Origin of the sequence: Sphingobacterium daejeonense (assembly GCF_901472535.1) — a bacterium.
GTDB lineage: Bacteria > Bacteroidota > Bacteroidia > Sphingobacteriales > Sphingobacteriaceae > Sphingobacterium > Sphingobacterium daejeonense.
Genome location: NZ_LR590470.1, coordinates 1,038,691 through 1,061,225 on the forward strand (window position 1 = coordinate 1,038,691; position 22,535 = coordinate 1,061,225).

Sequence of the window (22,535 nt, forward strand, 5' to 3'; positions counted from 1 at the left end):
AGTGCATAAAATTAAGAGAGGAACAATTGACCAGACAAGCCAACGCTTCGGCAAAATCAAAAGAGCTGCAGCCAACCGCACAAAGCAAACGCTTTCCAGCACATTTGCTTTTGCCCCACCCACTCTAATACACCAATAATTAAATGACAAAAATTTATAGAGACAATTTTGGCGTTCCACACATTGAAGCTAACAAATATAGTGAAGCTGTTTATAGTATTGCGTATGTACATTGCGAAGATGACTTTTATACCATTCAACAATGGCTATTGGCAAGTCGTAAGCAAAGCGGACATATAGATGATTGGGATGCTCCATACATAGATTTTATTTGTGAATTTTTAGAAATTGAAAAGTATGCTAATTGCTTAAAAAAAAATATTTCCGAAGAATATCTTGATTTAATTCAGTCATATTGTTAGTGGAATAAATGAATATGCAAAAGAAAATCCAAAAGAAGTGCTAAAAGGAAATCTGTTTCCAATTTCGGATATAGATATTATCAAAACTCAACACCTAATGGAAATCTTAGGAATTCAGTTAGACAAACCGTATTCTTACATAAGTAATAACAGAAAAATTGAAATCCCAAAACGACAAGGTTCTAATATCATAGCAATCACTAAAAGTAAGTCTGAAAATGGTAATGCACAAATAGCTATAAACCCACATCAACAAATGGAAGGATTGTTTTCCTTTTATGAAATACATCTAAAAATTAAACAACCCAATATTGAACTATACGGATTTATTTTGCCTTGTACTTTTACCATTTTTATGGGAACAAATTTTTAAAACAGCTTGGGGATTTACAGCTAATTATCCCGAAATGTATGATGTATATAAATTGAATGTTTTGGGATTAAGAGATAAATATTTCACTATTGACGGACATAAGGAAACGATAACACCTCAATACTACAAAAACTTCACAAAAACTATACGGCAAATTTCCGTTTCCAATCTTGAAGAAATATTATAAATCAAAATTTGGAAACATTTTAAAAATCAATGACGAATACTTGCTTATCAAAATACCATTATTGGGAAAAACACTTGGTTCTGAAATCAATTACGAATTAGCAAAGTGTACATCAAATTCTGAAATAAAGCAATTATGTTTTGAAAAAAGATATGGCTATCTAAATTTGGTATCAATTGATACTGACGACAACATTCTATTTGTCCATAACGCTCTTGAACAAGTGAAAGAAGATGATGACACACATTATCAAAAACTTTATTAAACTTAAATCTGAAAGACAGATCACAAATCAATTTTACGATTTTGAAAACCTGATTTACAAAGAAAACCCTAAATGTGATTTTGTTGTTTCTTCAAATCAATCTCCTTTCAAAGTAACAGATGAAGACGATACACAATCTTCAAATTATAAGGGTTTACTCTATTTTAATGAAAATTCAAGGTCTTTGAGAATTAAAGCTCTCATAAGAGAAAAAGAAAAGTTAAATATTGAAGACCTTAAACAAGTTCTATTTGACACAAAAGTCATTAAGCCAATTATCCGAAATGTTGATTTTAGCACTTTGTTCAGCTTAAATGAACAAGAATATCCAAAATTATCTCAGTTATTATCCATACTAAAGAATTGGGACGGAAATGCAGATTTAAATTCCAAGGGTGCGGCTTTGTTTTCATTGATTTATCATCACTATAAAGAAAAGTATTATGTGTCATCCAAAAATCCTGATACAATCCAAATAGCAGGAATTGAAGAAATAATAAACTGTTTGATTTGGACTTCAGAATACCATAAACCAGAAATGACATTGAAAGACATTCAGTTTATCAAACGAGGTAATATTGTCTTTCCAATTAATGGTATACCCGACTCTGTAAATAGTGTTAGACCTTATTTTCAAAAAGGCAAATTATATGCAGAAGAAGGAGGTGCTTTCCGTTTAATAATAAATTTGAAAGATAGGCAAATTTTTGTATGTCATCCTTTCGGTAGTTCAACCAATTTGGACGATGAGAACTCCATTAATCAAATGAAGTTGTTTGTTAACAATCAATATCGAGAAATCAAAGATTTTGATTTCTATAAAAAGAATTATAAATATTATAACCTGTGATTATGAATGAGGCTTTACAGACACCTACTTTTATGATGAATATTCCAACTTCGTTTTCTACTGATGTAAGAAACAATGTATGGATGGAAGATTACAGCGATGAGGAAATTATCGTAAATGTTCCAAAAGCTATTCGGGAAATGTGGGAAGTTTATTCTTTCATTGCTAATCAAGGATTTGTTTACCTACTCCCAAATCCTCTAAATAGCAAACTTCAAGACCTAACTTATGTTGCAAACAATGGAATAGTGTTGCATAACCTTAAAAAACCAATATTCGTCGGTTCAAATTTCAAAGCTAAAAATAGAATTGGAGAGGAAATTTTAGGTTTAAATTTCTTTGAACAATTAGGGTATGATACAATCAAATGCCCCCACGTTTTTGAAGGAGAGGCAGAGATGAAGTTCATCAAAGACAAACATTTATATTGGTGGATATGGGGTCAGAACTGAAAAAGAAGCCTTCACTTGGTTCAAGGAATAATTTCGGACTTGAAATTATAGAACTTGAACTAAAAGACCCTTATATGTATCATTTAGACTGTGCTATATTTCCTTTGACTAAGGATAAAGTCATTGTTGCAACAGAAGCTTTTTCAAGAAAAGAACTCAAACAACTGGAAAAGTATGTTGAAATTATTCCTATCACAATCGACCAAGCTCATACAGGATTAACGAATAGTGTGCGAGTAAACAACTATATTCTAAATGCTTCGGATATTGATTTCTTAAAGAAAAATAGCACTGATTATAAACTTGAACGTAATAAAAACAACAGACTTGAAGAAATCGCATCAGCAAATGCTATGGAAGTATGTTATTTCAATTTAGAAGAATTTCTTAAAGGCGGTGGTTTACTTTCTTGCTTGGTTTTAAATATAAATTATCAGTCATATAAAAATGACTTACTGTAATGGCACAATCTGTTTCAACTTGGTCGAAAAAAGCAAAATCCGAATGTAAAAATAAGAGCATTGAAGAATTATCTTCGAGCTATTTTTTCAGAGACCCAATACGTCCAATCAAAAATAATAATGAACTTATTTATTCTCCAGCAGACGGTATTATATTGGATTGCAAAAGAGGTTTCTTCAATTCACGAAAGTATATTCACAAAATATAATGATGTAACCTTAGATAATCTTTCTTATAGTCAAATAGAAGATGGTGCTTATTGGATTGTAACTATTTTCCTAACTTTTTATGACCCACACATTATTAGAATTCCAACGAATGGTAATGTAAATAGACTTGACCTACCTGCTTTTTATTCTGAAAATAAGGCTATGCTTGATATAGAAAACAAACTTTTAAACAATAATATTGCAAACATAAAACAAGAGCTATTAGCATCAATTTCATTCAATCAAAGAGTACTGCTTAATATAAAACCACCATTGAAAAAGGAAAACTATCATATCATTCTTACAGCAGATTATGATATTGATACTGTTGTTTCTTTTTTCTCTAAACCCGAATTTTTCAAACAGAATAAACGAATTGCATCTGTAAGATATGGCAGTATGGCAACTTGCATATTGCCAAAAGAGTGGAATATAAATCCGTTGCAAAAAACCAAACATTCACATCGAAGCAGGGATTGACCCATTATTTGAATTTTTATGAAAACAGATAAATTATCATTATTCAAATACACATTACCATTGATATTTAGTGGTTTGGCAGAACAATTATTGCTCTTAACAGATGTATTTCTAATTTCATTCAAAGGAGAAATATATTTGGCAACAATCGGACTGATTGATGCATTTTTATTATGCTCATTGTCTTATGGTTTTGCCCTAAATGATACTTTTCAAAATTTTTATTCCAGAAACATTGAAAAATCAACATTAACAAAAAGTGTTTATCAAAAATCAATATTGGTGTTTCTCAAACATTCAATCATAATTTCTGTATTATTTTCGATTATAGCATATTGTGTAAATATCTTGGTTTAGCAATGATATTTATCAATTATTCTTAGAAAATGTTCCCATCGTAATTCCACTCATTATTCTGAACTACATTTCAATGTCGATGAACGCATTTTTATTGGGATTGGGAAGGACAAAACCCATAGGGATTATATCTTCTATTTGTATTGTAATCAATGCGTTATTGGGATATTTTTTTTCTGTTTGAAATTAAACTACAAATATCGCCATTAGCAATCATTCTATACACTTCAATCATTGCCGAAATTATAGGAATAATGATGATGTGGAAAGTTATTAGAAAATCAACTCCTGAAATTTTAAATCCAGCACCTATTAAACAAAAATTAGTGGTAACAATGAGAGATACTTCATACTATCCAGCATTTTCTGATCTATCATTTCATATAGGTTCGTTTATTTTATTCTTGTTTTGTTCTACATATTTTGAATTGAATGAAGTTGCATTATTGACAATGGTTTTATCTTATTGGGGAGTATTGCTTGTACCTACGGAAGCTTTTTCAGAAACTGCATTAAATTATTTTTCGTCCATTTATTCAAAAAAGAAGCCTGAACTATACCAAACCTTAAAAGAAAACATCATTGAAACGTCTCTTGTTGTGTCGGGAGGTATTTTAATAGTTTTAGTTTTATTAGATTACATTCTTTACGGAATTGACATTAATAAACTAATCCTACTTTTGATAGTGTCAATTATCATTTTTATTACAAACTTCAATGAAATATTTTCAATATCATTAATAGTAAGGTTGAAAAACAATTTATTTGCAACATCAAAAGTCATTTATGGATGTGTTGCGGTTATTTTAATTGTTACTTTAACATTCTTATGGAGGAATGGAGCAATTTCAATTCTTCTATCATTATTATTTGCACAAATAGCGATGTGCTTATTTCTAAAAACAAAATCAAATGAAATATGGAAAAACTCATCAAAATTACGTTAGCAATTCTTTTTTTCTTGTGCTTGGCTAAAATGCCTTACGGCTATTATCAATTTGTACGTTTTGCTGGTTTAATCGGTTTTGCAATTCTTGCTTATCAAGCAAACCAACAAAACAAGCAAGCAGAAATGATTGTTTTTGGAGCTTTAGCGTTACTTTTTCAACCATTTTTCAAGATTGCATTAGGCAGAGAACTTTGGAATATAGTAGATGTAATTGTGGGAACTGGACTTATAATATCATTATTTATAAAACGAAGTGAAAATCCACGCTAAAGCAAGCACATTTGCAATTTGCACAAGCCAACTACACAATTCAAAAATTGCAAAAGAGCTTGCTTTGCCAACGCAGCACAACAGACCCAAAATGAGTGAACAACCAACATTAATAGAAGATGGGCGAACAGCTAACAAGGTATTGCCAAAAGTGGGGGCTAAAGTGCTAAATACAAAGTTTGTACTTCTCTAGCCGCCAAAAAACGAATTATATTCGTTTTTTTATTAAATTTATCTCATATAAATTCGTTTTGGCTAGCCTTGGTGCAAAATAGAAACTTTTTGCTTCGATTTCCCCGCCTTCGGCAATACCCAAAACCTTACCTGTAGTGTAGAACGACATAACAATGACAATAAACACGGACATATTAGAAAGAAATTTTTTAGCATTTTCTGACTTCATTAAGAATCAGGACGGACAACCGTTTAAAACATTCGCAGACTCAAAATTCATTGACGACCGAGAAAATTACAAAGACAGCGTTTACAATGAAGCAAGAGAGAATTTAGGAAACAAATGGTGGAAACCTGAAGATATTGGAACGGGAAAAATACAAAAGGCGGTTAGTTCTGCCATTCAGACGAGAGTAAACCATAACTACCAAATGGTTGACAACAATCTTGTTGATTGGAGAAAGAAAGATGATTTCAACAAGCAACCAAAGAAAAAATCTCTTGAAAGTTTACTTTTCGACTTCTACAAAAGCAAACGAAAAGACAGTGACTGTTTTCAAGATTTTATAGACGAAGGGCTTTCCTATCAATTTATTGCTTACTTGTATTTCATTAAAGACTATCAGCGGTTTATGCCAATTTCACAAAGCCGATTTGATTCAATTTTTGAGATTTTAGGTGTGGACGATTACAAAACAAGTGGCAACGCTTCTTGGGAAAATTACGCTTCATACTTGGACTTAATTAAACAAACAAGAGATTTTTTAAGAACAAAAGACAAAAACACAACCCTTTTAGATGCACATACTTTTCTATGGATACTTGGTCAAATTCACTTTGATATAAAAGAAAGTGAAAGAACAAAGCCAACAGAAAAACCAAAAGAAGATATTGAAATCAAAAATGAAGTTGTAGAAAGACCAAAAATAAAACCTTCAAATGCAACCGAACTAAATGTTTCAGAATGGTCAGACATACTTTTAGATAATGAACTTACAAACGAACTTGACTTGTCAATTTTTCAAGCTTTGTATTCATTTCAAGACCAAAAAGCATATGCAAGTCAAATTGCCCTAATCTTAGAAACTACACACCCACCATTAAATCTTGAAATTGGCAGATATGCAAAAAGAATATCAACCAAGTATGACATAAATTTCACAGAGAGAAGTGAAAAACAATACAAGTTTTGGGACTTGTTTTTTAATGGTTGGGATGAAGGAACAAGATTCGTTTGGCAATTAAGACCAGAGTTAAAAATTGCATTAGAAAAGACAAATCTCACGGGTGACATTTCTTATGCAGAAGAACTACCACTCGAAATTGAAACCGATTTTTACGAAGGTTTAAAAAAGACAGTAACAGTCAATTCATACGAACGAAATTCAAAGGCAAGAGAATTATGTGTTAAACATTCGAAAGCGATATGTGCAGTTTGTGATTTTGACTTTGAAAAGGCATACGGAGAAATTGGGAAGGGTTTTATTCACGTTCACCACTTGACACCAGTTGCTAAAATTGGCAAGACCTATCAAGTTGACCCCATAAAAGACTTGATTCCAGTTTGCCCAAATTGCCATTCAATAATACATAAAAAAGAACCACCTTTTTCAATAGACGAAATGAAGAAAATGCTAAGAAAATGAACGAGTTAACAAACAAGAAAATAAGAACACCAGCAGGTAACAGGCGTTTGGCTCAATGGCGGGTGAAGTGGTTAATTGAACATTCTACCTCGCATCAACTTTTGTGGTGTATTGACAGTTTTGTGCTCCGAAATCCGCCACTGCGCCAAGCGCCAAAACGTTATTCAACCTCTTTTAGCTTTTTGATTTCTTCTCGCCTCCTATCTATACTGTATAATAGTTTGTTTTCCTCTTCTCTTTTAATCACCAAATCGTGGAATTTATCAGAGTTTAGAGAGTATGCGGAATCGATGTGCGCAGTAATATCTGGCTTTTCTAAAGTCATCATCCGGTACCGAAGTTCATACGATGTCTTATCACCGATCTGTCGATCCTTTTCCAGTAACATACCTAATCCCAATGAAATAATGACCGAAAATAATATCATGATAATAATCACGGGTGTGGATTTAAGGTCAACACCGTAAACGTGTTTTATATTCACGCTGTCGGGTATCTTGGATAATTTGGCAACTATTTCATTTTCCTTTTCAGTCAATATTGAAAGGTGTTTGCGTGTTGCTTCGGAACTCCTGTTTGCTACATCTTCCAAAGAGCCGTAATCCTTGATGATCTTGGATAAGATGTTGTGTTCCTGTTTGATAAAGGCTTTTATCTGGGTTAGATGTTCCTGATCCTTTGCACGCAATATCGTGAAATTCCTGCATCGCTTTTTCATTTGCCGAGAGCAACGATACAATGGTCGGCAGGATGCGTACAATATCCTCCTGTAAATAATAAGATTTGTTTTCGCTATTCATGATTTTTAAATTAATTAATCGGTTAAATAATAACGTATTGCATTATATTTAATGCTTGTGACACGCAATTCGTCTATAGTGTGGATTAGCTAATATTTTTGTAGATTAGTTTCGTGAAAAAGAATTGTTGTACACAATTTTAAAATCGAACCGATGAACAAAACTATTTTCGTAATTACCTTTTTATTTTTTTCAAATTTCATTTTAGCTCAATCTGTAAATGATTTGGATGTAAAAAATGGATTTAGACACCTTAAGTTAGGTAGCAGTCCTTCACAAATTAAAAATATAGTAAAGACGGAAAATCAATTTTCAAAAAATCCAAACGTGGTAGAATATGATTATGTAGGAAGTGATATTGACAATGTTTTTAATGTAAAAGTTGATAAAGTAAGTTTAAGCTTTTTCAAGAATAAACTTTTCAATATTTCTGTTACATTTGGAAATTTAGAGTATTCCAAAGATTTTGAAGTTTATGAATTTAATAGCATATTTTCAGCATTAGAAAAAACATATGGAACTGATTGGTTCAGACCTCAAAATAATGATGGTATAATTTTAAACGGAGCTATTTGGGATGGGAAAAATATTAGGCTTGAATTATTTAGATTAGATTTTAATAAAAGTAAATCAAATCCACAAGATTATGGCTTCATAAGTGGATACATAAACGTTTTTGATAAAAAATTGACTAACGAAATGTTTTCAAGTGATTTTTAAATGTGGTACAAAGAAGAACTTCCAAGCGAAATTAACAACGAAGATTTAGATAAATTGACAGCTTATGTTGGTCATTCAAATTCTGATATGAACTTGGTTGGTCAATATGAAAATGCCGTAGATATTTTGATAAATCAAATCATAAAAGAAAAACATAGAGTTGATACTATTGCTCATCCTTTGCTTTATTTAATGCGACATTCAATAGAACTCAGTTTAAAAGAGAATATTAAATATCTCAAAAAATATAGTAAGCTACCATTTCTCAAAAAGTAAAACTCACACTTTAAGTAATTTGTTTTTAGAATTTGAAAAAGCATTACAACAAAATTGCAATTGAAAATAATTTTGAAAAAGAACTAAATGAAGAATATAAAAAATACTCTTCTGATTTGAAAGACATCATTAAAGCTCTTGGAGAAGAAGCAAGTTCATTCAGATATATTTACGCTATTGACGGAAAAAAAGTTTTTCAAAATTCGGAAACTATCAATGTTTATGAACTAAAGAAAAAATATGACAGTTCCATAGTTTTCTTAATACATACAGTTGAATGTAATTTCACCCTATACAGATTTTATTGATTATCTAAACTTTGATAAAACTATAGAATATGACAGTTTTGGTTTTGTAAGATATTGTTTTGATAAAAGCCAAAAAGATTGGTTAATTGAAAAGTTAAACGAACAACATAAAATTATAACCGAAAAAAGCATTTGGTTTGATGAAGAAGAAAAGTACTTTTTGCATCTAAAAATAGTAAATAAAAAATGTTACGTCATTCCAATGAAAAAATAAAAAACTGTGTACAACATTGTATTGGCGAAGTGGCGGGATAAGGGAGAAATTGAAAGTTTCTCCTTTTTTTGTCGCAACAGCCTTTTACATTTCCTTTTTTCATAAATTTAGAAAATAATAAAAGCCTGTTGCTTAGCTTAGTGCAAAATTGAAAACTAAGGCTTTCTAATCCGCCACTAATCGCCAATACGCGGCCCGTTATGTGTCAGCTTAAAAAAACAAAATGGAGAAATTGATTAAAATAATATTGGCAATTCTTTTATTAATGTGTCTGATTGATTTTCCGTATGGATTTTATCAATTAGTTAGATTTTCAGCTTTAATTGGATTTGCACCGATAACAATGCAGTATTGGGTGTAGTCGGCAAGGATAACCACATTGTACAAAACCGTGAATCCTTTAATTTCTTTGATTGCATTGTAGGCGGTGGCGAGGGCATTCTGTACGAAACCGCAGGTGCATTAGGGAATGGAGAACGCATTTTCATCACAGCCAAACTGCCAGACTATATCCGTGTAGGTAATGGTGGATATTCTGGAGTAATCTGACCCCAGCAATCTGGACAAATAAGACGCCATCTGTATTTAGAGACTTTTAAAGCATGGCATTCTTGCGGATATTGACCGCTCAAATATGGGTTTGAACAATTTATTCTGGAGCAAGCTGACCCCTCTTTCGAGATATGATCATTTTGTTCTGGACGATGTTGAACCCTTTATAACCCACTCATTTTTCATGGGTTTCTGTTTTTTGGTTTATTTGGACTAGACCTAATCGATATATTCCAATGGCCGGTAAATCAAGACCTATGAGTCAGATCAAACAGTTAATACGATTGCACAGGGAGGATTATCCCATTAAAACAATAGCCCGTCATCTTTCCATCAGTAAGAATACGGTGAAGTCCGAATGGATTAGCGAATATTTTTGTATATTAGTTTCGTGAAAATGAACTGTTAGCTGTCACCCTAACAAGCGACAGTGCATAAATCAACGGACGGACAAATGACAAAAAAAGCCAACGCTCCAAGAAACAAAAGAGGTGCAACCAACCGCACCAAACCAACACTTTTGCACCACATTTGTTTTTTCCAACATACGACAGCCACGTTTACGGAAAACCGTATTTTTCATTCACAACAACTTTCTATATTTATAACTAAGAAATTTTAAAATCAAATACAATGAGTAACATTACAGAAATTCCAGACGTTTCATCGCCAAGAACATTTCATCAATTAGGTATTTTTGGTGCTTGACGGCAGTGGCTCTATGCAACACTATATCGGGGATGGAAACCGACCTTTAGCGGACAACGTAAACGTTTCTGTAAGGGACTTTTTAGGTTTTTTCAAGAATAGTTCAATCAAAAATAACTTCTCAATTGCAGTTGTAACTTTTGATGACAATGCAACTATTCACACTCCTATTACTCCATTAGAGGACATTGACGATTATGCCGACTATAATCCGGTAAATAACGGACACGGTGGCAGAACCTTTATTGGTGGTGCATTGCAAAAAGCGGAAGAACTTGCCAAAGAGTTTTTATCTTCTCCCGAAGCTCTGCAAAATAGTATTGACCACAAAGTAAGTATTATCGTTTTGTCTGACGGTTTATGTTTAAAAAGCGGATGAAACGCTTAACATTTCAAAACAAGTAAAAGAAAACAACAAAATTCAAATTTGCACAACCTTGTTTTTAGCTAAAGAACAAATTGGAGAAGAAGAAACCAAGTTGGCTAAAAACGTTCTTCTTGATGTTGCTTCTGCACCTAACTTTTTCAAGACAAGTTATTCAGAAAATGATTTGAGACAATTTTTCACATCGTCTCTATCTGCAAATACGAAGTATGGAAAATCAGACATTTAATTTACTTACCGCAACAGGAACGATTACAAATAAGTCGGAAAATCAAGATGCACATATTGAGCTTGAAAATTCAATTATTGTTGCTGACGGTTTAGGAAGTCTATCTTTTGCTGGGGTGGCTTCTCAAATAGTTGTACAAAGTATCAATGCAGAATTGCTGAACAATTTCGAGAAGTCTGAAAGAAATGGCTTCAAACAAATTTTTGAAAATGCAAAAAGAAAATTGATTAATCAAGCAGCAGAAACGGGCAATGATGCCAATCACTACGGAACAACTGTAATAGTTGCATTAGACAATCAAGAAGAATTGGAAATTGCCTACGCAGGAAACGGAGCAATTTGGCATATAAAAGGAAATTTTAACGAATTTCCAAGTACCTATATATTTCCGTGGAATGCTGTAAATCTATTAAATCCTCATTCTATACCACAAGGAGGAAAAGAAGCTTTGTATAGATTAGTATCAGCGAATTCTTCATTTCAAGAAGCAGAACCAAGTATAATCAATTTGAGGAAAGATAATTTTTTCGGAGATATTTTAATGATTTGTACGGACGGTATTTTTTCTAATGACCAATTGAATATGGGAAGCAATTCTGCTGGTAAATGGATAAAATTAGAAGAAACAATGAACATGTTTTTTCAAAAGCTAAAGATATATTTTGAAGAAGTAACGGAACCTAATCGAGAAAACTTAAACGAGTTTGTTACGAATTATTTAGAAGCAATTAAACCAATAATTGATGATGATGCAAGTATTGGCATTCTAATCACACCTCAGGTTTTGCAGTATCAAAATAATAAAAGAGTTGAAAACAACAATAACCTTTCAAATGATGTAGTAATTGAAAACAATCCAGCTCAATAGTAATCGTTACAAGACTACCAATCTAAACAATGAGTTTGACAACATCAATCACATTGTTATTGAAGACAAACCTTTTGCAAGTGGTGGGTTTGGCGAAGTATATCTATGCAAATCAGCCAACGGTAAAACACTAAAAAGCATTCAAGTAATAAAAATACTGCTGAATGATGGAACAGGTAGCGATGAAAGAGGATTTAATACCATTAGAAGATTTCAAGAGGAAATTTCAAAATACAATCAAAAACTAAAAGACAATAACGAAAAAACTTTAGACAAGGTAAACGGACTTGGAGCTTTACCACAATTTAGTTTTGAAGGAACACTTAATAATAAAAAGAGTAATTGGCTATTCTGCGAATCTCTTGGAGAGTAAAAAATGGATTGAATTTGATAGTTTTTTCAACGAAGCAGACATTGATAAACGAAAAAGATTAAAAGGAGAATTTTACAATCTTTCTGCAAATCATAGGTTAAAAATGGCTTATGATTTAGTTGAAGCTTTCAAACACTTAGGCAATATGAATTTCATATATGCCGACCTTAATCCCAAGAACTTCTTCGTTAATATGACCGAAGGAAAACTCTGCCTTATAGATTATGAAGGAGGTGCAATAAATGACAATCCTGAAACATTTGGAAAACCTGGCGACTGGCTTGCTCCCGAAATTCAAGAACAGTTGAGAAGTGGAAAGTCTCTGATTACTGTTGATTTTAATACTGATACTTGGGCTGTTGCAATTGGTGTACATTTTCTTCTATTTCCTTTTCATCCATTATTTTTCTTAAAAACAGTTGGACGAGATGAGATGAATAATTATTTGTTTAAATACAAATATCCATCCATCGACAAAAAGGATAACAACTTTAGAGAAGAGAAGGCTTATGATTGGTATATTGAGAGATTAAAACAACTTCCCAATGGCATCTTAAAGGCTTTTGACGATACTGTAAATGCTGGTTACAAAAATCCAAGTAAAAGGTTAAGCTATAACCAATGGAATAGAGTAATTGGTAGTTTAATGACTAAACCAATTATAAAAAGTTTTACTTCCAATTCTTCTACAGTTCTAAATGGGAAAAGTATAGAATTATTGTGGGAAGTTGACGATTTTGAAAGCATCAATATTGCTGGAATAGGAAATATAATAGGCAAAAATTCAATTTCTGTAACTCCTACTCAAACAGAAACATATAAATTAACAGCTGAAAACGTTTTCGGAAAAACAGAACAAGAAATTAAAATTGTAGTTCTTCCTTTACCCAAAATAAATGAGTTCAGAAGTAAGCAACATAAAATCGAGTTTGGAAAATCAACAGATTTAAAATGGGATGTAGACAATGCTGAAAAGGTTGAACTATTTTATGACGGCAAAAGTGAAGTGTTAAACATTGGTGGAGAAAAAAACATTGAGCCAGAAAAACACACACACTATAAAATAGTTGCGACAGCTTTAGACGGTATTACAAAAATCGAACAAGAGGTAATTGTTGAAGTTTACAGCCGTATTAAAATAAAAAGTTTCACTTCAAATTATTTATTCGTGGTTGCTTCTGTTCCTGTCACTTTGAATTGGGATATTGAGAATGCAAGTGAAATTATCTTGGAAGACAATATTGGAAACAAAACAGATGTATCAAACAAAACAGAATTTACAGAGCATATTAAACAAGATGGCACATACAGATTATGGTGCAAAAATGAATTATTCAATGAATCATCTGTAAAACTTCATGTCACAGTTATTCAGAACAAATATGAACTTGAATTACAAAATTTAGTACCAAGCTTTGACCAAGTCGTTCCCGATATTGGCAAAGCCGTAAATCTCGATTTCAATTTCATTCCTGCAATAGATTATGATACAACTATTAATTTTGAAACAATTGACTGTAATCTAACCATAAACCACAGCGACGGCGATATTTCATCAAATATTGCAAAAAAAGTGACGAAGCCAAAAAATATAAAATCAATAGTAGATAAAATCAAATCCTATATTCAACCTTAACAATGAGAGATTTTTTTATTTGGTGCAGTGGTGCCAGTGTTGAAATCGTCAAAAAATGTGACGATAAAGAAATTAGCAAATACACCAACATTGGAATTGTTGTTTTTTGTGTGGCATTTTTGTCCATTTTTTCAGCGACTTATTTTTTGTCTTTCGCATTTAATACCGAAGGCACAAACTTCGTTTGGCTTTATTTGCCGATTGGCATTATTTGGTGTTTTATTATCTTGTCGCTTGACAGAGCAATTGTTTCTACAATTAGCAAAAATGACACGTTAAATATTCAAATATTAAAGTCAATTCCACGTGTAGCATTGGCTTTGATGATTGGAATTGTGGTTGCAACACCACTCGAATTTAAAATTTTTGAGAAGGAAGTAAATAATGAAATAAATGCTACCGTTTCAAAAAAGGTTGAAGAGGAAAGTGCAAGAACCATTCAAAACGAAATTAAGACGAAGAAAGATGAAGTTGCTAATAGAGAAAAGACTAAAGAAGATGCAAGGATTAATCTAAAAAACGAAGTTGAAGGAAAAACAGGTCAAGGCGTTGGCTACGGAACTTACGCAAAGCTTTATAAGGAGGAATTTGACAAAGCCACCCAAGAACTAAATAAAGTCAGCAATGAATTAGCAATATTAGAAAATCAAAAAGTAACCTTGCTCAACACAATCGACTTAGAAAGAAAAGTAAATGAATACAAGGCTCAAAAAATAGGAGTTATAGAACGTGTAAAAGTTTTGTATTCTCTGGGCGGAACACATTTGGCAATTACAATTCTATTTGTTTTGATTGAACTTTTACCATTATTGACAAAGCTGATGAGTAATAAAGGTGGCTATGACGAACTTATTTTGGAAGAAGAAAATAATAAATTAGAACTGGCGAGAATGGAACATCAAAAAGAAACTGCACTTAAAAATGAATTGAAAGACCTTGAGAACCAAAAATACACACAGAAATCAAAAATCAAACTTGAAATTGAAAAAGAATTACAAGAAAAAATATTAAAAAAATTGGCGGAAGCACAAAATGAAATTGCCATAAAACGAATTGAAGAGTTCAGACAAAAAAATATTGCCTACCCGAATATTCCGAATAGTCAACAACCAATAAATAGAGCTAAATTGGAAGACAAATTTTGGAAACAGAAAAATGCTTTGGACAATATCGAATATTTTTTCAGAAATGGTCAGTCACACGACAACGAACTTATCTATTCGGAAGCAGGAAATGTTAGTAAAGGTGTTTGGAATTACAATCAAACCAAAACAGAAATATCAATTGACATCAACAATCAAAAGACAGACTTCGAAGTCGCAGATATTAAACAAGATTATTTAAAGCTCAAATACAAAGGTTTAGATGACAGCCTAGAATTTGAAAGTTAGCAACTATGTGCTATCGCTTTTGGTAGCACATTTGCATTTTAGCCAACGCACAAAGCCAAGAAAAAAGGCAAAAGAGCTACCAAGCTAACGCACCACGAAACGACCAAATGAATGAACAAACTACCCACGAACAAAAGGGCGAACAGCTAACAAGGTATTGGCTGGTTAAGTGATTCGATTGAGCATTTTTGCAAGGTTCAATATTCGTTCTCCGATTGAACTTTTGTGCTAAAAATCCGCCACTACGCCAATACCCGAAAGGTTAATGGCAACCTTAAACGAACAACGCTCAACGAAATGATATTACTATTAGATTTATACGGAACTTTGACGAACACTGCACACGAAAAATTCAACCCATACAAGTATGGACTTGAAGAAACATATATGACAACTTAGTAAAATGAGTAAATGAAAAGTTAGGACACCTTGAAAGAGCCGAATATTTTTGCTGCAAATGCAAATTTGAAACGACGGAAATAAGCAATGACATTTTTCAATGTTCAAATTGCAATGTGAAATATGACACAACAAAATACAAATTCAAAAAGACCACATATTCATTTAAAAAAAGCTAGAAAAACGACAGAGAGTAACGGGATTGACAATGAAAGCGATGACTTTTACTTTCCATTTTAACCAACGCTTTTGGTGGCACATTTGCTTTTTGTCGGCACACAAAGCCAAACAAAAATGCAAAAGAGCCACCAAGTCAACGTACCACGATAGACCAAATGAACGGACAAAAGACATATATACAAACAGGGCGAACCGCTAACAAGGGTTTGCCAAAAGCGGGCTGAAGGGGTTTGATTGGACATTTGTGCAAGGTTCAACAGTAGTATTTCTATTGAACATTTATGCTAAAAATCCCCCCCTTCTGCAAGTCCCAAACCGTTAGGCAACATGCTAAAAGACACCCGAACAACAATGCAAAATAAGTTATAAAAAGAGATTATGAGTAACATAACACAAAACATAAAAACTTATAAAGTTGTATATCCTCAGATATATTCCTACACTCTTCCTGAACTAAAGCCAAATGAAGGTTCACAAAAAATCGGATATACTGAGCATAAAGATGTACGCAATAGAATATTACAGCAAATAAAAACAGCTGCTATTAGATTAAAATATGAATTGTTATGGAGTGCACCTGCTTTTTTTAAGGACAGTGATGAGTCTTTTATTGACAAAGTATTCCACAGATTTCTTGAAAAGAAAGGCATTGAAAGAAAATGGGAACTAGGGCAAGAATGGTTCTACTTTAATGGAGAACCGCTCAAGTCAAAAGATTTATTTGATTTATTCCGTAAAGAAAAGTTTTCAGCTTTACAAAACGATAACGGTAAAATTGATTACACCTTGCGTTTTGAACAAAATGAAGCTGTTGAAAAAGCTATTGACTATTTCCAGAAAACCGAAAAAGGAGAATTTCTATGGAATGCCAAGCCTCGATTTGGTAAAACCCTTGCAAGTTATGACTTAGCAAAACGACTAAGGGCTAACAAAGTGCTTATTGTAACCAACAGACCTGCCATCGCCAACTCTTGGTTTGATGATTTTGAAATGTTTGTTGACGGATATAGTTTTATTTCAGAGACCTCTTCTTTAAAAAATAGAACTACTATCACAAGAGAGCAGCATATTGCTATAAAACCAATCAAACCACAGATTACATTTCTTTCTTTGCAAGATTTAAAAGGCTCTAAATACTTCGGAGGAAATTACGAGAAATTACGCTGGGTGGCTGATTTGGAATGGGACTTATTAATTATTGACGAAGCACACGAAGGAGTAGATACAGGAAGAACAGATGCCGCTTTTGATGTTATTAAACGTAAAAATACCCTTCATCTATCGGGAACTCCGTTCAAAGCATTGGCTAATGAAAAATTCCCCAAAGAAGCCATTTACAATTGGACCTATCTTGATGAACAAAAGATTAAGCAAATAGAAATTGAAGAAGGCGAAATTGGAGAGCATACAGATTTACCCGACCTAAAACTGTTTACTTATCGCATTTCCCAAATGATTACAGATGAGGTAAATGAGGGAATACAAATTGATAATGAAACTCGTGATTATGCTTTTGACCTGAATGAGTTTTTTAGAGCGAAAGACAAAAAGTTCATTCATGAGGGCGAGGTAAAGGAGTTTTTGAAGAACCTTTCCACAAATAAAAAATATCCATTTTCCACACCAGAACTAAGGGAAGAGTTAAAACATACATTTTGGTATGTGGGTAATAGAGTTGATTCTGTTAAGGCTTTAGAAAAACTGCTTAAGGAGGATCCTATTTTCAAAGATTATAAAGTAATTGTTGCAGCGGGTGACGGAAGAAGTTTTGAAGAAGAAGAAAATGATTTTAAAGGCAACGAGTCTTCTTTTTCAAAAAGTAAAAACTGCAATTGTTAAAAATGATAAAACCATCACTTTGTCATGCGGACAATTAACCACTGGGGTAACTGTTAAAGAATGGACAGCTGTTTTAATGCTTACCGACATTAAAACGCCTTCACTTTATATGCAAGCGGCTTTTCGAGCTCAAAATCCTTTTCAAAGAATTAAGAAATGGCGAATTATACTTTAAAAAATCCGCTTATCTTTTTGATTTTGCTCCTACTCGAGTACTTGAAATTTACGACCAATTTGCAAATGGCTTAAATCCAAAAGCCGTAAAAGGTGAAATCACAGAAAAAGACAGAGAAGAAAACATCAAAGAACTTCTGAACTTCTTTCCGGTAATATCAGAAGATGTTAATGGGGAAATGATCGAGCTTGATGCCAATAAAGTGCTGACTTTCCCGAATGCACTGGCAGCAACAGAGATTGTGCAAGCTCGTTTTTATGACCAATCTACTTTTTAATGATAGCTTAAAGGGTGTTTTCAATTTCCCTAAAGAGGTTGAGGACATCTTGGATAAAATGCAGGTTGAAAAGAATAAACGTGTTCAAAGATCAAGCAACACCCTTGATTTAAATGATGCCAAAGCTGTAAACAATAATAAAACCAAAGAAATAAATACCAACACAGAAATAATTCTTGGTGAAAAGATATTCAAAACAAACACTGAAAGGGTTGTTGACAATTTATTGGAATTGAATACTGAACAAATTCACGCTGAAGAATTAGTTCAAAAAGTTTCAGAGGTTGCCGAGCCACTCATAGCCAAGTATAAAGAAGTATATAAAGCAACCGTTGCAGAAACCAACGAGGTGACCAATCAAATAAAAGAAAAAGTAAAAGCTCTTGCCGAAGAATTTAATAATGCCGAGGTAAAAGACAGCGAGGCACTTAAACAAAAATTGATTGATACTATTGAATTGGATTTTGTTACGAATAAAGTCACTCAAAAGGAAGATGAAAAGGTAGAAAAAGTTCAGAAAACTAAGGAAGACGAAATAAGAGATAGATTGCGTTCTTTTACACGCACCATTCCGATGTTCATCATGGCAAATGATTCGAAAGATGAAATTACCATTGATAATTTTGATTTAGAAATTGACGACAATGACTTCCTTGAATTGACAAGTATTACCAAAGAAGAATTCCACAAACTGCGAGATGGTTTTGATTACGAGGAAGACGGAGAAAGAAAAACCTTTCAAGGTGTATTTAACAAATATCGATTCAATGCGTCTATTGCAGAATTTAGGCTTAAAAAAGACCAACTTGCCAACTATTTTACTGCTGAAGAAGATATTTTTGAGTTGTTACCTAACCAAAAAACAAATCAAATATTTACACCAAAAAAGGTGGTTCAGATGATGATTAACCAACTGGAAGAACATGACCCCAGTTTGTTTACCCGCATCGACTGTACCTTTATAGACTTGTACATGAAATCTGGCATGTACATAACCGAGATTGTAAAAAAACTGTTTACCAATACCCGAAAGCACTACAATAGTGACGATGATTGCTTGAAACACATCTTGGAAAACCAAGTATATGGCTTAGCCCCAACACCAATTTTGCAAGGTATTACTCAATCATACATTTTTGGGTTTGATTTGGGGAGTAAAATTTCTCGCAAGAATTTTATTCAACATGATATTACACTCGAAGCCAAAGAAGGCAAAGCAAAAGAAAAATTACAAGAACTTTTAAATCTTACAGTAAATATGAAGTTTGATGCAGTAGTAGGCAATCCACCTTACCAGGAGAGTAGAGATAATACTCGTGATGACGCTATTTATAACTATTTTTATGATTTAGCGGAACGAATCGCATCTAAGTATTGCTTAATTTCACCAGCTAGATTCCTTTTTAATGCAGGTAGTACTGATAAAAAATGGAATCAGAAAATGCTTCAAGATAAGCATATCAAAGTATTGTATTATCAACAAAACTCATCTGTTGTTTTTCCTAATACAGATATTAAGGGTGGAGTAGCGATTTTATATCGTAATGCAACAAAAAATTTTGGTGCAATAAATACATTCACAAGCTTTGAAGAGTTGAATGCAATATCAATTAAAGTAAGTAAGTTTACTACCGAAACTCTTGATTCAATAATGTCAGGTCAGGGAATATATAGATTTACACCTAAAATGCATCATGAAAACCCACAAGTTAAAAGCATTTTATCAAAAAGTCACCCAAATGATGTTGGAACAGGAGTATTAGAAACTCTAGATGGAATATTGTTTTTTGAAACTATTCCAGATAACAATTACGAGTATTCCCAAATTTTGGGAAGATATAAAAATGGTAGAGTTTATCGATGGATTAGAAAAGACTATGTGAATGAACCGTATGCACATTTTAAGTACCGTGTAGTATTACCAAAAGCAAACGGTTCTGGCGCAATAGGTGAAGTTCTGAGCACCCCCTTAATCGGGGAACCCTTAATCGGTTTTACTCAAACTTTTATTTCTATCGGGTCTTTCGATACAAGAGAAGAAGCAGAAAACTGTTTAAAATATGTGAAATCAAAGTTTGCTAGAACAATGCTAGGTATTTTAAAAATTACACAAGACAATCCAAAGGACAAATGGCAAAAAGTTCCACTTCAAGATTTTACAAATAATTCAGATATTGACTGGTCAAAAACTATTTCAGAAATAGACCAACAGTTGTATAAAAAATATGGTTTATCGGCAGAGGAAATTACATTTATTGAAGAGAACGTTCAACCAATGGACTGAATGCGGTATTAAATGAAAGAAGCAATTGATATATCAATTATAGACATTCGTGAAGATTATCTTTTAAAAAAAGACAATCTTCTGGAAATACTATTGCAAGATAAAACCACTGGTAATAATATTTTATGGGCAACAGATTCTTATGATTCTAATGGGCACTTGTTTGCTCCTACTGCAAATATTACTACTGATTTAATAACAGGTGCCTTAGGTAATTTAATACAACCAAGGGCTTTAAAGAGTAAAACAGAGCAAATTTACAGAACCAGAGATAAGGCAGAAGTTTTTACGCCACTTTCTATGGTCAAACAAATGAATGATGCTTGCGATACCAAACGAGTTACTAAAAACAACTGGCAAGAGTATGTGGCTTTGCTCAAATTAGAAATTACTTGTGGCGAAGCACCTTTTATTGTATCTCGTTATGACCCAATTTCTGATAAACAGGAATTACTGCCTTTAGCAGAGCGTGTAGGATTTTTAGATAAAAAGTTGACTGTGGTTTCAAAATATTGCAACACAAAAGAAGAATGGATAAAGTGGTCAAAAATAGCTTTTCAAAGTTCTTACGGTTATGAATGGCAAGGCGATAGTTTGCTCATCGCTAGAGAGAATTTGCTTTATACGTTTATTGATTATTATCAAGACAAATTTAAAGAAACGCCAAGCACAGAGCTTCAAAAAGAAATTGCTGAAATCGTTGTGTGGAACATCTTTCAATTGGACGGTTTGAAGTATGTGATTCCTATGAGTTGTAAAACAGAGGCCATTACTATCAAAGGCGTAGAAACGTTATTTGGCAAAGAGGATGACCAAATAATAGAAAAACCATGTGAAGGCTGTGAAAAAAAGACAGCTAAAAATCATAATGGGACTTATGTGCGAATCATGAACTGGAAGGAAGACAAAGTCATAAGGTTTGTAGACATTGTAAATTAAGATATCTATGCAAAGCGGATATATACATTTGACAGAATACCAAAGTGTTCAAGTACTAAACACACATGAAAAGAAGCACGATTGCCTAACTAAGATTTTGCAAAAGGGGGGGGCGTGCTTCTATGACAGTGAAGTGGTTAATCAAAATTTAGTGCTACGAATTAAGTTTAGAGATATAAATCGCCACCTTCGCAAAGCCAAAAAACGTTATTCAGAATTGCTTAAGTTCTCAATCTCTTGGCGTTTTCGTTCGATGCTGTTTAATAATTTGTTTTCCTCTTCCCTTTTAATCACCAAAGCCTGGAATTTATCGGGGTCAAGAGAGTAGGTGGAATCGATATGCAATGTAACATTTGGCAACTCCAATTCCATCATTCGGTAACGCATCTCGTATGATTTTCTATTATCCAGTTGCCTGTTTTTCTCATGTAGAGTTCCTAAGCCCAGTGAGGTAATGATCGATAATAATATCATTACAATGATCACGGGCGTTGATTTTAGATCGATACCATAATGATGTTTTATATTGACCTGATCAGGGATTTCAGCGAGCTTTGAAGCAATCTCTTTTTCCTTGTCAACCAATCTGTTTACCTCTTGCCCTGTAGCATCGGCAATCTGAACAGCAAGATTCTGCAATGAACCATAATCCTTAACGATCCTTGACAGAACATCATTTTCACGCTTCATAAAAGTTTGTATCTGGCGTAACAGTTCCTGATCCTTCACGCGTGTATCATGAAATTCCTTCATATTCTTCTCGTTCTCGGAAAGCAGGGATAAAATTGTCGGCATGATCCGTACGATGTCCTGCGTAATAAGGTCTGTATTCTCCTCTAAAGTGTTTACCTGTTGCTGTAGGTTTTCTAATTCTGTTCGCATATTC

General features: G+C 33.0%; 29 protein-coding genes and 1 pseudogene. 28 read left to right on the forward strand and 2 right to left on the reverse strand.

Translation table 11 applies throughout. The annotated features are described in order from the left end of the window. Positions 1–143: 143 nt before the first annotated feature. The 13 genes from FGL31_RS27530 to FGL31_RS05065 all read left to right on the forward strand — a co-directional run bounded on the left by FGL31_RS27530 (position 144) and on the right by FGL31_RS05065 (position 7,096). Positions 144–422, forward strand: a complete 279-nt coding sequence (locus FGL31_RS27530; RefSeq protein ID WP_138089914.1) for a penicillin acylase family protein — start codon at positions 144–146, stop codon at positions 420–422. Positions 423–519: 97 nt separating this feature from the next. Beyond that, the gene (locus FGL31_RS27535) at positions 520–795 is read left to right on the forward strand and encodes a penicillin acylase family protein (RefSeq protein ID WP_138089915.1); all 276 of its coding nucleotides are present in this window, start codon (positions 520–522) and stop codon (positions 793–795) included. Positions 796–1,022: 227 nt separating this feature from the next. Beyond that, positions 1,023–1,247, forward strand: coding sequence for a hypothetical protein (locus FGL31_RS05020; RefSeq protein WP_171017550.1), 225 nt, complete (start codon positions 1,023–1,025; stop codon positions 1,245–1,247). Further along, a complete protein-coding gene (locus tag FGL31_RS05025; RefSeq protein WP_138089917.1) occupies positions 1,216–2,097 on the forward strand; it encodes a penicillin acylase family protein in 882 nt (293 codons plus the stop codon). Before FGL31_RS05020 ends, FGL31_RS05025 begins: the two co-directional genes overlap by 32 nt. A 2-nt stretch (positions 2,098–2,099) precedes the next feature. Next, positions 2,100–2,549 carry a hypothetical protein gene (locus FGL31_RS05030; protein ID WP_138089918.1) on the forward strand — a complete coding sequence of 150 codons (450 nt, stop codon included), beginning with the start codon at positions 2,100–2,102 and terminating at the stop codon, positions 2,547–2,549. Then, positions 2,534–3,010 (forward strand): arginine deiminase-related protein, encoded by a 477-nt coding sequence (locus tag FGL31_RS05035; RefSeq protein WP_138089919.1) that lies wholly within the window; start codon positions 2,534–2,536, stop codon positions 3,008–3,010. The genes FGL31_RS05030 and FGL31_RS05035 overlap by 16 nt, the downstream gene beginning before the upstream one ends. Beyond that, positions 3,010–3,219, forward strand: coding sequence for a phosphatidylserine decarboxylase (locus FGL31_RS29625; RefSeq protein WP_394366123.1), 210 nt, complete (start codon positions 3,010–3,012; stop codon positions 3,217–3,219). Before FGL31_RS05035 ends, FGL31_RS29625 begins: the two co-directional genes overlap by 1 nt. Next, on the forward strand, positions 3,131–3,700 hold the full coding sequence (locus FGL31_RS05040; RefSeq protein ID WP_138089920.1) for a phosphatidylserine decarboxylase: 570 nt from the start codon (positions 3,131–3,133) through the stop codon (positions 3,698–3,700). Before FGL31_RS29625 ends, FGL31_RS05040 begins: the two co-directional genes overlap by 89 nt. Positions 3,701–3,718: 18 nt before the next feature. Further along, positions 3,719–4,057 carry a hypothetical protein gene (locus tag FGL31_RS05045; RefSeq protein ID WP_138089921.1) on the forward strand — a complete coding sequence of 113 codons (339 nt, stop codon included), beginning with the start codon at positions 3,719–3,721 and terminating at the stop codon, positions 4,055–4,057. Positions 4,058–4,115: 58 nt separating this feature from the next. Continuing rightward, a complete protein-coding gene (locus FGL31_RS29630; RefSeq protein ID WP_394366180.1) occupies positions 4,116–4,241 on the forward strand; it encodes a hypothetical protein in 126 nt (41 codons plus the stop codon). Continuing rightward, complete coding sequence (locus FGL31_RS05055) at positions 4,210–5,004, forward strand: hypothetical protein (RefSeq protein ID WP_138089922.1); 795 nt, start codon at positions 4,210–4,212, stop codon at positions 5,002–5,004. The genes FGL31_RS29630 and FGL31_RS05055 overlap by 32 nt, the downstream gene beginning before the upstream one ends. After that, positions 4,977–5,276 (forward strand): DUF6804 family protein, encoded by a 300-nt coding sequence (locus FGL31_RS05060; RefSeq protein ID WP_138089923.1) that lies wholly within the window; start codon positions 4,977–4,979, stop codon positions 5,274–5,276. Before FGL31_RS05055 ends, FGL31_RS05060 begins: the two co-directional genes overlap by 28 nt. 605 nt (positions 5,277–5,881) lie before the next feature. Further along, entirely contained in the window at positions 5,882–7,096 is a 1,215-nt protein-coding gene (locus FGL31_RS05065) for an HNH endonuclease (RefSeq protein WP_197734096.1), read from the forward strand. Positions 7,097–7,256: 160 nt separating this feature from the next. Here the strand turns inward: FGL31_RS05065 and FGL31_RS05070 are convergent, their stop codons facing one another. Then, positions 7,257–7,814 carry a hypothetical protein gene (locus FGL31_RS05070; RefSeq protein ID WP_138089924.1) on the reverse strand — a complete coding sequence of 186 codons (558 nt, stop codon included), beginning with the start codon at positions 7,812–7,814 and terminating at the stop codon, positions 7,257–7,259. Between the two features lie 235 nt (positions 7,815–8,049). Here FGL31_RS05070 and FGL31_RS05075 point away from each other — a divergent pair, with 235 nt between their 5' ends. From FGL31_RS05075 to FGL31_RS05130, 15 genes and pseudogenes are all read left to right on the forward strand, one after another. After that, a complete protein-coding gene (locus FGL31_RS05075) occupies positions 8,050–8,616 on the forward strand; it encodes a hypothetical protein (protein ID WP_138089925.1) in 567 nt (188 codons plus the stop codon). Further along, the gene (locus tag FGL31_RS05080) at positions 8,617–8,892 is read left to right on the forward strand and encodes a hypothetical protein (RefSeq protein ID WP_138089926.1); all 276 of its coding nucleotides are present in this window, start codon (positions 8,617–8,619) and stop codon (positions 8,890–8,892) included. A gap of 32 nt (positions 8,893–8,924) precedes the next feature. Then, positions 8,925–9,200, forward strand: a complete 276-nt coding sequence (locus FGL31_RS05085; protein ID WP_138089927.1) for a hypothetical protein — start codon at positions 8,925–8,927, stop codon at positions 9,198–9,200. Positions 9,201–9,679: 479 nt separating this feature from the next. After that, a complete protein-coding gene (locus tag FGL31_RS29635) occupies positions 9,680–9,775 on the forward strand; it encodes a hypothetical protein (RefSeq protein WP_394366181.1) in 96 nt (31 codons plus the stop codon). Beyond that, positions 9,742–9,942: pseudogene (locus tag FGL31_RS05090) on the forward strand (DUF932 domain-containing protein); the annotation flags it as partial. The gene FGL31_RS29635 and the pseudogene FGL31_RS05090, both read left to right, overlap by 34 nt. Positions 9,943–10,223: 281 nt before the next feature. After that, positions 10,224–10,361: a helix-turn-helix domain-containing protein gene (locus tag FGL31_RS05095; protein ID WP_171017551.1), complete on the forward strand. Its 138-nt coding sequence runs from the start codon at positions 10,224–10,226 to the stop codon at positions 10,359–10,361. 305 nt (positions 10,362–10,666) lie between these two features. Then, positions 10,667–11,053 carry a vWA domain-containing protein gene (locus FGL31_RS05100; protein ID WP_262709230.1) on the forward strand — a complete coding sequence of 129 codons (387 nt, stop codon included), beginning with the start codon at positions 10,667–10,669 and terminating at the stop codon, positions 11,051–11,053. A 58-nt stretch (positions 11,054–11,111) separates the two neighbouring features. Beyond that, the gene (locus tag FGL31_RS22520; RefSeq protein WP_171017552.1) at positions 11,112–11,288 is read left to right on the forward strand and encodes a hypothetical protein; all 177 of its coding nucleotides are present in this window, start codon (positions 11,112–11,114) and stop codon (positions 11,286–11,288) included. Next, entirely contained in the window at positions 11,269–12,156 is an 888-nt protein-coding gene (locus FGL31_RS05105; RefSeq protein ID WP_138089930.1) for a protein phosphatase 2C domain-containing protein, read from the forward strand. Before FGL31_RS22520 ends, FGL31_RS05105 begins: the two co-directional genes overlap by 20 nt. Beyond that, positions 12,134–12,529, forward strand: coding sequence for a hypothetical protein (locus FGL31_RS05110; RefSeq protein ID WP_138089931.1), 396 nt, complete (start codon positions 12,134–12,136; stop codon positions 12,527–12,529). The genes FGL31_RS05105 and FGL31_RS05110 overlap by 23 nt, the downstream gene beginning before the upstream one ends. Next, positions 12,468–14,165: a protein kinase family protein gene (locus FGL31_RS05115; protein WP_171017553.1), complete on the forward strand. Its 1,698-nt coding sequence runs from the start codon at positions 12,468–12,470 to the stop codon at positions 14,163–14,165. Before FGL31_RS05110 ends, FGL31_RS05115 begins: the two co-directional genes overlap by 62 nt. Before the next feature lie 2 nt (positions 14,166–14,167). Beyond that, complete coding sequence (locus FGL31_RS05120; protein WP_138089933.1) at positions 14,168–15,556, forward strand: DUF4407 domain-containing protein; 1,389 nt, start codon at positions 14,168–14,170, stop codon at positions 15,554–15,556. 957 nt (positions 15,557–16,513) lie between these two features. Continuing rightward, positions 16,514–17,974, forward strand: coding sequence for a DEAD/DEAH box helicase (locus FGL31_RS23120; RefSeq protein ID WP_197734097.1), 1,461 nt, complete (start codon positions 16,514–16,516; stop codon positions 17,972–17,974). 684 nt (positions 17,975–18,658) lie between these two features. Continuing rightward, positions 18,659–20,710, forward strand: coding sequence for an Eco57I restriction-modification methylase domain-containing protein (locus FGL31_RS23125; protein ID WP_197734098.1), 2,052 nt, complete (start codon positions 18,659–18,661; stop codon positions 20,708–20,710). A 12-nt stretch (positions 20,711–20,722) separates the two neighbouring features. Beyond that, on the forward strand, positions 20,723–21,649 hold the full coding sequence (locus FGL31_RS05130; protein WP_138089934.1) for a restriction endonuclease subunit M: 927 nt from the start codon (positions 20,723–20,725) through the stop codon (positions 21,647–21,649). 207 nt (positions 21,650–21,856) lie between these two features. On the opposite strand, the gene FGL31_RS05135 is transcribed toward FGL31_RS05130, so the two are convergent. Beyond that, on the reverse strand, positions 21,857–22,531 hold the full coding sequence (locus FGL31_RS05135; RefSeq protein WP_138089935.1) for a hypothetical protein: 675 nt from the start codon (positions 22,529–22,531) through the stop codon (positions 21,857–21,859). Between the last annotated feature and the right edge of the window lie 4 nt (positions 22,532–22,535).